The following is an 11834-nucleotide window of genomic DNA, read 5'->3' on the forward strand; positions in this document are numbered from 1 at the left end:
TGAACAGTTATGTTACCACTTGAAAAGCCCCTGCTCTAGCGCTTTATAACAAACCAAACATCTACTTTGTTAATCTTAGCCAACTACGATAAAATAGCGCCAATATTTAAACCAGATATAGGAAAACACATGGTTGTTCTACACACCAATTTTGGTGACATCACCATTAAAATGTTTGAGCAAGAAGCTCCAAACACTGTTAAAAACTTTTTAGAGTATGCAAATGCTGATTTTTTCAACGGCACTATCTTTCATCGTGTAATCGATGGTTTTATGGTTCAAGGCGGTGGTTTTGTACCAGGTATGGAACAAAAAGAAGTTAACGACCCAATTAAAAATGAAGCTAATAATGGCCTATCTAACAAGATAGGTACTTTAGCAATGGCACGTACACCTGATCCTCATTCAGCTACAGCGCAGTTTTTCATTAACGTGAATAACAACGACTTTTTAAACCACAGCAGCGAAACATCGCAAGGCTGGGGTTACTGTGTTTTTGCTGAAGTAGTAGAAGGCATGGACGTAGTAAATAAAATAAAAGGCGTAGCAACAGGTAGTACTGGTTTTCACCAAGACGTGCCTCTTGAAGATGTGATCATCGAAAGCGTTACTGTTAGCTAATAGTAAGTTTACCCGCGTAATGTGGAGTATCAGCGGGCATTTACCAATGTGTATACGCCCGCTTTATTTATATCGAAAAGACTGACCTATGACTCGCCAAACTTACTTTATTGCAGATTTACACCTAAGCGAAAACCGCCCCGACATTAGCGCTGCATTTTTTGACTTTTTAAATACGCATATACTAAATAAAGATGTAGATGCACTTTATATTTTGGGTGATTTTTTTGAAGTATGGGTTGGAGATGACTACATTACAGCGCTGAGTGCCGATGTAGCAAAGCATTTAAGCGCCGTTAATGATGGTGGGACACCTGTTTATTTTATACATGGCAACCGTGATTTCATCATGCGCAAGCAATATGCAGACATGGCCGCAATGACTTTACTCGATGAACAAACAGTCATTGATTTATATGGTACGCCTACCGTTATTTTACATGGCGACGAAATGTGTACTCAAGATACTGAGTATCAAAAATTTCGTAAAAAAAGCCGTGGTTGGTGGTGGCCAAAATTAATGCTTGCAATGCCACTTTGGTATCGTAAAAAAATAGCGCGTAATGCCCGTGAAAAAAGTAAGTTGAGCCAAGCTGATAAACCTATCGAAATTTTAGACGTTGTAGATGAAGCCGTGCTTGCCACCTTTGCCAAACATAACGTTACTAATATGATTCATGGTCATACTCACCGCCCTAATGTTCATACCTATAAAGTTAATGAACAAACGCTTACTCGTACAGTGCTAGGTGACTGGTATACCCAAGGCTCTTATTTAGTCGTTACCCCTCAATCACAAGAATTAATTAGCACGCCTTTCGCATAATTTAAAATCCTGACTATTATTTAACTATATATTTGAATAATAGTGAGAGGTTTAATGATTAAGCTGTTAATTTTCATCGTAGTAATTGCCATTCCTACCAAAGTATTTAGCGAGCAAACATGGCAAATTGTTACTGAAAACTACCCTCCCTATTTTAGCGAAAACCTTCCTGATAACGGTTGGTTATATGAAATCACTCAATCAGCCCTTAAAACTCAAGGCATTAATAGCGAAGCCGAGTTTACGACATGGGACCGCGCCCTAAAGCTATTAGAAAAAAAGAGAAAAACAGCTATTTTAGGCGCTTTTTATTCATTAAAAAGAAATGAAGTTTTTTACTACTCTCGCCCACTTGCAGTTGCTCATTCAGGAATTTTTAAACGCAAAGAGAGTGCTATTAACTTCGATGGTACAGTTAAATCATTAACACCTTATAGTATTGGTACAGAAGACAATGCCTTTGTAAGCCAAGAGTTTACAAGAAATACTGAGCTGGCAATAACATCCACTAAAAGCCTTCCTACAAGTTTATACCTGCTACAACAAGGACGTATTGATTTGGTCGCAGGCACTAAAGAAGTAGGGAAGTATTGGCTTGAGCACAATAACGAAGTTGATTTAGATAAGAATAAAATTGAGTACTTATTGCCAGATCTTGCTTCTCATAAACTATATTTAGTTGTCTCTAAATCAAATTACAGGGCAAAAGAGTACTTACAAAAGTTTAATAGAGGGATTGATATAATAATTGAAAACGGAAGCATTGCTGAAATCATGAAGAAACACAATTTCAGCAATCAAAAAACAGCTGAATACATTAATTTTTTAAAAGAAAATTAGCTTTCTGCTATTGGCAGGCCACTATGAAACTTAAAATCTTCATCCTGTGATGAAATTAATTCGGCTTCAATCTCGCCAAATTCTTTAACTCGTTCGGTAATATCAAAATCAGCAATTTCTTGCGCTAAAGTTAGATAATCTTGGTAATGACGGGCTTCAGAGCGCAGCAGCGAAATATAAAAATCACCTAAACGTTTGTCAACATGCGGCGCAAGCTTTGCGAAACGCTCACATGAACGCGCCTCAATGTAAGCGCCTACAATTAATTTATCAACAAGGGCGTTTGGCTCAAACGTTTTAACATGACGAAGCATGCCTTTTGCATAACGACATGGTGTAATGCTTTGGTACTCTACACCGTACTCGTCCATAATTTCGAGCACTTGGTAAAAATGATGCAACTCTTCTTTTATCAACAATACCATTTTATCAATTAAATCTTGTCCATATGGCGAATTAGATTTAGGAATTATTGATTTAGTTAGCTTATTTTTAGCGGCGAGATCACGCCAATTTCCCTCACGCTTATAAATAAGCGTTTCAAATGGCTTTAGCCACTCGAGTAAGGCATCACTGCCCTCTTTATCAACAGCGTATTTACGTATTAAAAACATCGCACTTTGAGCCGCTTTTAACTCACAAATTAAGTGATCGATTAAGATTACTGATAAGTTCTCTTTTTTAATTGCCTGCTCCACCCACTGCTGTGGGGTTGTACACACTAAAAAGTTATTGATCGGCTCTAAAAGTTGGCTATGTGGCACGTTGACTGCTCATTACTAAATAAATTTGATATGCCATTATTTTAACACGAAATTTTGTTTGGGATAAATCAAAGCCCTAACCTGTGCAAAAATGTTAATAGTGAGTTAACTTGACTTTGCAAAATAAGTGAACCATAACTGTACGTAGACTGTATAAAAATAAACCAACCAAAACAGTAATACGTTCCTTTTATGGAGTAAGCACTATGATACTAAATCACCTCTGGGGCATTTATGCTCACCCACTTGAAGAATGGCAAACAATAGATAACCGCCATGAAAGTCTAACCTATAGTTTGTCGCATATTTTACTGATTGCTTTGTTTCCTTCAATAATGGGTTATTACTCATCTGTTTATTTAGGATGGAGTATAGGCGCAGGCGATCCTGTATTTTTAACGCACGATAGTGCGCTATTAATTGCAGTTGCAATGTATTTTGCTTTAATAGCTGGTGTTTTTGCATTGGCGTATTTGGCTCATTGGATGGCCGTTACATTTGGCTCTAAGCCTACATTTACACAAACACTTGAACTTGCAGCTTATACTGCAACACCTGTGTTTATGTCGGCGCTTGCCGCCTTTTGGCCTGTACTTTGGTTTGTAGTGTGTATTGGAATTATTGCACTAGCTTACTCGGTCTACTTACTTTATACCGGCGTACCAATACTTATGCATATTCCAGAAGAGCGTGGTTTTATTTATGCCAGCTCGGTTGTAACGTGCGGATTAATATTATTAGTTATTATTTTAGCTGTAACAGCTATGCTTTGGACAAATGGGATTGTTAGTCCAATGTTTACTTAATAAAGTTTAGCTAAAAAAGAGTCGTGTTTGATAGAAATGTTCCCTTTCTTTCCTTCGCAAAAAAGGAGCTAATTAGCTCCTTTTTTTATGTAACGACTTTTTATTAACTAATTATTAATCAGCTTCGTTTTCGTCTTGGTTGTGAATCTCTAAACTTGAAGACATCGCACTTTCGCGGGTGCTTTTTGCTGAATCGTTACGTAGCTCATCAATACGATTTAAATAGTTTTGATCAATGTCGCCTGTAATATATTGCCCATCAAATACTGAGGTTTCAAACTTAGTAATTTCAGGATTTTCTTGGCTAACCGCAGCTATTAAATCTTTTAACGATTGAAAGATTAAACCGTCAGAACCAATACTTGCATTAATATCTTCAACTTCACGTCCGTGAGCAATAAGCTCAGCTGCTGAAGGCATATCAATACCGTACACATTAGGGAAGCGTATTTCAGGCGCTGCGGATGCAAAGTAAACATTTTTAGCACCAGACTCTCGAGCCATTTCAACAATTTGTGCTGATGTTGTACCACGAACAATTGAGTCATCAACCAATAATACGTTTTTACCTTTAAACTCGCGATCAATTGCGTTTAGCTTTTGACGCACTGATTTTTTACGCATCTCTTGGCCAGGCATGATAAATGTACGACCGATATAACGGTTTTTAACAAAACCTTGGCGATACGGTAAATCAAGTACACGTGCAATTTCCAGTGCTACATCGCATGAAGTTTCTGGGATTGGGATAACTACATCAATGTCTTTATCAGCCCATTCGCGTGCAATTTTTTCACCTAGTTTTGTCCCCATGTTTACGCGTGTTGCGTACACAGACATACGGTCTATTGTTGAATCAGGTCGAGCAAAATAAACAAATTCAAAAATACACGGCGAGTAAGATGCTTTATCTGCACAACTGAGTGAATGAAATTCACCTTCTTCTGTAACATATATAGCTTCACCAGGGGCAACATCACGTGCAAACTCAAATCCGTCCGGTTTTAACGCAACGCTTTCAGAGGCGAACATGTACTCAGTACCTTTTGCAGTCTCACGTTTGCCAAATACAAGTGGACGGATACCATTAGGGTCGCGAAAAGCAACAATACCGTGACCAATAATCATAGCAATTGTTGCATAACCACCGCTTACTTTATTATTTACCTCGGTTACCGCAGTAAATATATCTTCAGGGTCTAAATGCAACTTATCAGATTTACTTAGTTCATGTGCCATGATGTTGAGTAAGATTTCTGAATCAGATGTTGTATTTACATGACGACGTGCTTCTGAGAATAACTGCTCTTTTAAAGCTTCTGCATTAGTAAGGTTGCCATTATGGGCAAGTGCTATACCAAACGGTGAGTTAACATAAAAAGGCTGTGCTTCAGATGAGCTTGAAGACCCTGCTGTAGGATAGCGCACATGGCCAAGACCAATCGTACCTTGTAGTCGTTTCATATGACGAGTGTGAAAGGCATCTTTCACTAAGCCATTTGCTTTGCGTAAGCTGAACGTATTATTCTCAATGGTAATGATACCCGCGGCATCTTGACCACGGTGCTGCAAAACAGTTAAGCCATCATAAATCGCCTGATTGACAGGGGATGTTCCGACTATTCCAACGATACCACACATGTAATTTATCCTCGCCGATTAACGGTTTACTGAATTTAAAAAGCTCGAGTTGTTTTCTAGGTACGAAAAGAACCATTCAACAACAAAGCCAAATTCTGGAATCAAAATAGAGTTGCCCCACCAGTGCGTATTGGGTGCACCAGTAAAAGCATCAAGAAAGAAGAGTAACGCGCTCACGACCAACACGCCTCGTAGAGCACCAAACACTATGCCAAAGACACGGTCGGTACCCGATAAACCAGTACGATGTACAAGTTCACCTAAAATGTAGTTTAGTAAACCGCCTAACAGTAGCGTCGCAAAGAATAATATGGCTATGGCCGCCGCATTTCTTAAAAGGGGTTCAGAAATGGTTGTTAGGAAGGAAGCTAAATATTGGTAAAATAAGCTAGAGATGATAAAGGCGCCAGCCCATACCGCTAATGACATTGCTTCTTTTACAAAGCCGCGTATTAAACCGATGATGGTAGACAATACAATGATGCCAATAATGGCGTAATCAACCCAGATCATAAGAACCAATTAGTCGCTAATTTGGGGCGCATTCTATACCCAAACATCGTTAGTATGCAAGTTTAAACGGGAGATTACTGGGTTGTAGTTAATACAAAAAATTAACATTCTAGTCTAAGTATTGTGAGATAAAGATAATGATAAAAAAAATATAAATAAATAAAAAAAGGCTTGTTATACAAGCCTTTTTTAAATTATTTTGTTACTTCGTACTGCGTAACTTTACCATTTAATTTAGTAAGCTCTTTGAGCTGGGGGAGCTGCTTTTGTAATTCACTTTTATCAAGCGAAGGACCAACAAATACTTTGGTTAATGCCCCATTTGGGGTTTTAATCGGTTTAGTAAATGTTTTAAACCCTTCAGCCTTTAATTTAGCCTGTAATGCTTTAACGTTTGCAACATGTGAAAAACTACCTAATTGAATAACATAGGCCATACTCGTTAGGTTTTCATCACTTTTACGTGGTGCAATTGGCTCTGGCTTAGCTTGAACAGGCGCTTTTGTAATTGGTGTAGCTTTGGGCTCTATAGTTGCTTCAACAACTTTATCTTCCACAGCGTAATCACTCTCATCCATCGCGCTTTGCTGCTCAAAAGCTTCATCGTCAGCTTGAATGTCTTCAATTTCATCTTGCTTTAGTGGCTCAGCATTAGCCATATTTTCATCAATTGACTCTTGAAGATCGATTGTTTTGAACTCAGGGCGGTCTGGGATCGCTTTAAAGCCTTCTTTATAATGCACTTTTTCGCCATCGAGTATATTAGGGATAAACACAATTGCTGCGATCACCACTATACTTGTTCCGACTAAGCGATTAATAAAACTTGAGTTCACCGACATCCTCTCTATTTTTTAAAGTAATTAATAGCGCCAGCAACTGTAAAAAATGAACCAAATATAATCAACATAGTATCGCTTTGTTGTTCTGGTAAAATTACATTCAGTGCTTGTGCCACACTATCATAGCTATTAATAGTATTATGATGAGACAATTCGTGCAGTGCATTTTGTAAATTACTTGCAGTATCGCCTCGCGGGCCACTTAAGCTCGCTAATGACCACTCATCGACCAAGTGACTTACTTCTTTAAATACACCCGCTTTATCTTTATCAGCAAGCATAGCGGCTAATGCATGAATTTTAAAGCCTTTATCTTTATAGCTTGATAACTTATTGGCTAAATAACGCGCCGACTCAGGGTTGTGTGCTACGTCGGTAAAGACTAAAGGCTCAACACTTAACTGTTGAAAGCGCCCTTCGACAACTAAATTAGCTAAACAACTTCGTATAATTGATTCACTAGGTAATAAGTTTAAAACACTTAGCGTAGTTAATGCGGTAGCTGCATTTTGACACGGTATTGCAGGCTTATCTATTTCAAGATTATGTTCTTTATATTGCCAATTAAAGCTCTCAGCATTTTCTTTAAAAATAAAGTCACTGCCCGACAGCGTCATGTTGGCATTAATTTCTTTGCCGTAATCAGTCATTGTGTGAGGAATATTTAAATCCCCTATAATAGCGGGCGTATTTTCACGAAAAATACCGGCTTTATCATAAGCCACTAACTCACGGGTATCACCTAAGTACTCTTTATGGTCTAAGTCTATAGTGGTGATCACGCTTGCAAAGGGAGTGACTATATTTGTGGCGTCAAAGCGTCCACCTAAACCAACCTCTAGTAATACATAATCGACGTTACAGCGTTTAAAAATTGCCAACGCCCCCAAAGTACCATATTCAAAATAAGTCAGAGCAGTGTCTTTACGGCCTTGCTCAAGCTGGTGAAAAGCATCTATATGAAATTGGTCTGCCAATTCTTCCCCATTAACTCGTACACGCTCGTTATAACGAATTAAATGTGGAGATGCGTAAGTACCCACACTGAAACCTTGCGCTAGCAATAGCGACTCTAAGCACCGTGCTGTGGTGCCCTTACCGTTTGTACCGGCAATAAGAATAATTTTACTTGGAGTGTTTAACAGGCCAATATTGTTAGCAACATTAGCAACTCGTTCTAAGCCCATAGCAATGTTAGCTGGGTGAACACTTTCTAAATAAAAAAGCCAATCATCAAGGCTTGATGATTGGCTAGGAATTTTTTTTGTCATAGCGTGTAATCAGTAAAGCTGAAATTTACGCTACTCTATGCTCTTGTTCCGTAGAAGGCAAGTTCATAAATTTAGCTAAAATGCGTGCAAGGGTATCGCGCATTTCACGGCGGTCAATAATCATGTCAATTGCACCGTGTTCAAGCAAAAATTCACTACGCTGAAAGCCTTCAGGTAATGTTTCGCGAACTGTTTGCTCAATAACACGAGGACCTGCAAAACCAATTAACGCTTTAGGTTCTGCAACGTTAATATCGCCCAGCATAGCAAGCGATGCAGATACACCACCCATAGTTGGGTCAGTCATGACTGAAATAAACGGAAGACCTTTTTCAGTCATTTTTGCAAGTGCAGCACTTGTTTTAGCCATTTGCATAAGCGACATAAGCGCTTCTTGCATGCGTGCACCGCCTGATGCAGAAAAACAAATAAGCGGCATGTTATGCTCTAAACATTGATCAACAGCATCAACAAAGCGAGCGCCAACAACAGAAGCCATTGAACCACCCATAAACGAGAACTCAAATGCTACTGCTGCAACTGGAATACCTTTTAATCGGCCTTTCATAGCTACAAGTGCATCTTTTTCACCACTTGCTTTTTGGGCTGCACTGATACGATCAGAGTATTTTTTAGAATCTTTAAACTTAAGAATGTCTTTAGGCTCATGTTGTGTGCCAAGCTCTTGACGGTCACCTTCATCTAAAAAGTGCTCCAGGCGCTTACGGCCACTAACACGCATGTGATGGTTACACTTAGGACATACGTTTAATGACTTTTCTAATTCAGCTTTATATAAAATTGAATCACACGATGTGCACTTAGCCCAAACACCTTCTGGGATTTCTTTACGACCTGATGATTTTGTCGTTTTAGGTAAGATTTTTTCTAGCCAACTCATTTGCAACTCTCTTAATGCTGTTCTGTGTCGCGAGCCTGCCAATAGCAATTAGCAGACAAATTTTTTCAATTAAAACATGAATTACACTAACGCGGTATAAAAAACTGGTCTTAGTAGTTAAAAGTGTTCATAAAAAGCACTAACGACAACCATAACTAAATTTCAGCGTCAGGTAAAAACAATGGGCCTAAAGGCATTTTAGGAATATTAAACTCTTCAGGATAATCGACATCAACCAAGTATAAACCTGCAGCTTTAGCTGTAGCACTTGCTTTAGCACGCTCTTTACAATCAAGTAATTCTTTCAACCAAATAGGCTGTTGCTTATGTATGCCAATATCCATCAAGCTCCCCGTTATATTACGTACCATGTGATGTAAGAACGCATTCGCCTTAATATCAATAATAACGTAACACCCTTGGCGCTGTACCGATAAATGATGAATAGTACGAGTTGGTGTATTCGCTTGACAATGGATCGCTCGAAAAGATGTAAAATCGTGTGTCCCGATCAAATACTGACAGGCTTCCTGCATTTTAACTTCATCTAATGGGTGATGAAAATGCGTAACCCCTTCGCTTAACACTGCTCCTCGAAAAGGAGAGTTATAAATAATATAGCGGTATCGGCGAGCGGTTGCACTAAAACGAGCATGAAAATCGACAGCAACTGGTTGTGCAAAGCGAATAGCAATATCTTTAGGCAATAAGGTATTCATACCCATTGTAAATGCGACCATGTCACGCGAAGCTTCAGTTTCAAAATGTATTATTTGACCTGTACCGTGCACACCCGCATCAGTTCGCCCCGCACATACTACTTCAACTGGGTGATTACAAATACGCGACAATGCCTTTTCTACTTCTTGTTGTACGCTATTTACATGTGATTGACGTTGCCACCCACTATAGCGTACGCCGTTGTATTCAACTCCAAGTGCTACTCGCATAATTACTGCTTTACCTACTGTGCTAATGAACACGGCATTTTATGCTATCTCTCGACGCAATAAAAGGAGGTGTGCGGTAATACCCTTTTTATTAAAAACATGATCATTTTAATGAATCAAATAACTTAATAATCACGATGTAAATTATTCTTTTATAACAATTACATACTATAAAATCCGCTTCATTAATGCGTTGCTTTCCCTTGTTATAATTAAACTAACATCCATAAAAAAACCCTTAATTAGAATAACTAATTAAGGGTTTTTTTAACAATTTGTTATTTTAGTTTCGCTTTTAAACTAAGTGCCTCTTCTTGAACTTCTTCTGGGCCTTTGTTGATGACATCCTCAATGACCTTGAGCGCAGAATCAAAATCATCAATTTCAATATAAGCACGCGCTAAATCTAATTTAGCTGAGTAGCCACCACTTTCAGCATCAACATCGGTTGGGTTATCACCCGCAAGTAATGCATCAAACTCACTCAAACCAACATCCATATTAACATCGGTGTAAGGTTCGTGTTCAAGTTCAGCCTCTTCACTTTCTTCTAATAATGAATCTATATCTACAAATTCATCATTATCAAGTTGCTCAATATCACTACTTTCAACAAGTGGCTCTTTTGTAGTTAATGAGTCATCTTCCTCTAAGTCTTCTTTTAGCAAGCTGTCAAAGTCGACATCAAATTCACTGCTATCCTCAGCACTTAATTCTTCAGGCTCCGCTAACTCACTAAGTAATGAATCAAAATCAGTTTGCGTCAAATTTGACATAAACTCTTCATCAAGTTCATCGTCAGAGCTAATATCAGTGCTACCTGCTTCATCTGAGTTTGTTAACTGTGCTTCGCGCTCTGCATTTGTTTGCTCTTGCTGCTCGTCTGATAACTCATCAGTTAGCGCTTGCTCTAAAGTATCTTCGTCAAACTCAACATCTAAGTCAGAAAAATCGTCTTCAATTAAAATTTCATCATCAAAATCGTCTTCTAAACTATCTAAATCAGTATTTTCAGAAAGCGCATTTGATAAGTCCTGCTCAGCTTGGCTGGAAGCGACTCCCTGCGCCTCACCGTCTAAATCATCACCTTGTAATTCTTCGGGGGTAAATGGCAACTCACTTTCTAGTGTTTCTTGAACTTCATCAAGGTTAAGAGGTTTGTTATCCTCTTCTATACTAACTGGTTCAACAGAATCAATTCCGTCATTAATTTCTTGCAGTAAATCATCATCAAACGACTCGTCTTCAACCTTAGCTTCTGATTCAGAGAAGTCATTATCAATTAATAGTTCATCATCAAAATCATCTTCTAAGCTATCTAAGTTAGCATTTTCAGAAAGCGCATTTGCGAGATCTTTCTCTGTTTGACTAAGTGATACTGCATTTTCTTCACTCGGTGCATTTTCTTTAGGTTCTTGCGGCTCAAACGAAGGTTCATTCTCCAATAATGAATGATCATCATCTAATTCAAGTTCAGGATATTCATCTAACTCTTCACTTGGCGTTATAAGATCGCTATCAAGCTGCTCTTCAACTTTTGTAAGATCTGAGTCATCGTCGCCCGCTAACGGATCGTCACCAAGATCTACTTCTATTTCTTCAAGATCGTCGTCAAGCTCATCTAAAGACCAATCTGGTGTTTCTATATAGTCATCATCCGTCGCTTGTTGTAGCTCATTTAAAAGCTCATCAACGCTCTTTAAAGTATCATCTGTATATTCTTCAAGCGCATCTTCTGGATCAAGAAGCGACTCTGATGTATCTGAAAAATCATCAACCGTTACATCTATAAGTTCAGGTTCTTCTTCAAGCTCAGGTTCTTCTTTAAGCTCAGGTTTTCCTTTAAGCTCCGGTTCTTC

The 11834-nt window shown here is 38.5% G+C and carries 12 protein-coding genes; 4 read left to right on the forward strand and 8 right to left on the reverse strand.

Annotated features, from left to right (window positions below; all coding sequences use genetic code 11):
• Positions 1 to 129 precede the first annotated feature (129 nt).
• From H5126_RS20095 to H5126_RS20105, 3 genes are all read left to right on the forward strand, one after another.
• Positions 130 to 621 carry a peptidylprolyl isomerase gene (locus H5126_RS20095; RefSeq protein WP_002958350.1) on the forward strand — a complete coding sequence of 164 codons (492 nt, stop codon included), beginning with the start codon at positions 130 to 132 and terminating at the stop codon, positions 619 to 621.
• 88 nt (positions 622 to 709) lie between these two features.
• The gene (locus H5126_RS20100) at positions 710 to 1447 is read left to right on the forward strand and encodes a UDP-2,3-diacylglucosamine diphosphatase (protein ID WP_002958351.1); all 738 of its coding nucleotides are present in this window, start codon (positions 710 to 712) and stop codon (positions 1445 to 1447) included.
• 54 nt (positions 1448 to 1501) lie between these two features.
• Complete coding sequence (locus H5126_RS20105) at positions 1502 to 2287, forward strand: transporter substrate-binding domain-containing protein (RefSeq protein ID WP_138488746.1); 786 nt, start codon at positions 1502 to 1504, stop codon at positions 2285 to 2287.
• Here H5126_RS20105 and miaE read toward each other — a convergent pair.
• Positions 2284 to 3051: a tRNA isopentenyl-2-thiomethyl-A-37 hydroxylase MiaE gene (gene miaE / locus H5126_RS20110; RefSeq protein WP_182696375.1), complete on the reverse strand. Its 768-nt coding sequence runs from the start codon at positions 3049 to 3051 to the stop codon at positions 2284 to 2286. The two genes, H5126_RS20105 and miaE, sit on opposite strands and share 4 nt — an antisense overlap.
• Positions 3052 to 3257: 206 nt before the next feature.
• On the opposite strand from miaE, the gene H5126_RS20115 reads away from it, so the two are divergent.
• Complete coding sequence (locus H5126_RS20115) at positions 3258 to 3857, forward strand: Yip1 family protein (RefSeq protein ID WP_024596370.1); 600 nt, start codon at positions 3258 to 3260, stop codon at positions 3855 to 3857.
• A 114-nt stretch (positions 3858 to 3971) separates the two neighbouring features.
• On the opposite strand, the gene purF is transcribed toward H5126_RS20115, so the two are convergent.
• From purF to H5126_RS20150, 7 genes are all read right to left on the reverse strand, one after another.
• Positions 3972 to 5498, reverse strand: a complete 1527-nt coding sequence (gene purF, locus H5126_RS20120) for an amidophosphoribosyltransferase (protein WP_182721380.1) — start codon at positions 5496 to 5498, stop codon at positions 3972 to 3974.
• Positions 5499 to 5516: 18 nt separating this feature from the next.
• Complete coding sequence (locus H5126_RS20125; RefSeq protein ID WP_002958356.1) at positions 5517 to 6011, reverse strand: CvpA family protein; 495 nt, start codon at positions 6009 to 6011, stop codon at positions 5517 to 5519.
• Positions 6012 to 6205: 194 nt separating this feature from the next.
• Positions 6206 to 6847, reverse strand: coding sequence for an SPOR domain-containing protein (locus H5126_RS20130; RefSeq protein ID WP_182721381.1), 642 nt, complete (start codon positions 6845 to 6847; stop codon positions 6206 to 6208).
• An 11-nt stretch (positions 6848 to 6858) separates the two neighbouring features.
• A complete protein-coding gene (folC, locus tag H5126_RS20135; protein ID WP_002958358.1) occupies positions 6859 to 8124 on the reverse strand; it encodes a bifunctional tetrahydrofolate synthase/dihydrofolate synthase in 1266 nt (421 codons plus the stop codon).
• Positions 8125 to 8149: 25 nt separating this feature from the next.
• On the reverse strand, positions 8150 to 9025 hold the full coding sequence (accD, locus tag H5126_RS20140; RefSeq protein ID WP_002958359.1) for an acetyl-CoA carboxylase, carboxyltransferase subunit beta: 876 nt from the start codon (positions 9023 to 9025) through the stop codon (positions 8150 to 8152).
• Positions 9026 to 9180: 155 nt separating this feature from the next.
• A complete protein-coding gene (gene truA / locus H5126_RS20145; RefSeq protein ID WP_002958360.1) occupies positions 9181 to 9975 on the reverse strand; it encodes a tRNA pseudouridine(38-40) synthase TruA in 795 nt (264 codons plus the stop codon).
• A gap of 278 nt (positions 9976 to 10253) precedes the next feature.
• Positions 10254 to 11834, reverse strand: a 1581-nt coding sequence (locus H5126_RS20150) for a FimV/HubP family polar landmark protein (RefSeq protein WP_310736042.1), incomplete at its 5' end; no start/stop codon positions are given.

Source organism: Pseudoalteromonas sp. SG45-3 (genome assembly GCF_014164075.1).
Lineage (GTDB): Bacteria > Pseudomonadota > Gammaproteobacteria > Enterobacterales > Alteromonadaceae > Pseudoalteromonas > Pseudoalteromonas distincta.

What these genes read in the sequence shown, in the direction of transcription:
- purF (WP_182721380.1), bottom strand. Translation starts at nt 5,498, where the DNA reads ATGTGTGGTATCGTTGGAATAGTCGGAACATCCCCTGTCAATCAGGCG.
- H5126_RS20105 (WP_138488746.1), top strand. Translation starts at nt 1,502, where the DNA reads ATGATTAAGCTGTTAATTTTCATCGTAGTAATTGCCATTCCTACCAAA.
- H5126_RS20125 (WP_002958356.1), bottom strand. Translation starts at nt 6,011, where the DNA reads ATGATCTGGGTTGATTACGCCATTATTGGCATCATTGTATTGTCTACC.
- H5126_RS20115 (WP_024596370.1), top strand. Translation starts at nt 3,258, where the DNA reads ATGATACTAAATCACCTCTGGGGCATTTATGCTCACCCACTTGAAGAA.
- H5126_RS20095 (WP_002958350.1), top strand. Translation starts at nt 130, where the DNA reads ATGGTTGTTCTACACACCAATTTTGGTGACATCACCATTAAAATGTTT.
- accD (WP_002958359.1), bottom strand. Translation starts at nt 9,025, where the DNA reads ATGAGTTGGCTAGAAAAAATCTTACCTAAAACGACAAAATCATCAGGT.
- H5126_RS20100 (WP_002958351.1), top strand. Translation starts at nt 710, where the DNA reads ATGACTCGCCAAACTTACTTTATTGCAGATTTACACCTAAGCGAAAAC.
- truA (WP_002958360.1), bottom strand. Translation starts at nt 9,975, where the DNA reads ATGCGAGTAGCACTTGGAGTTGAATACAACGGCGTACGCTATAGTGGG.
- folC (WP_002958358.1), bottom strand. Translation starts at nt 8,124, where the DNA reads ATGACAAAAAAAATTCCTAGCCAATCATCAAGCCTTGATGATTGGCTT.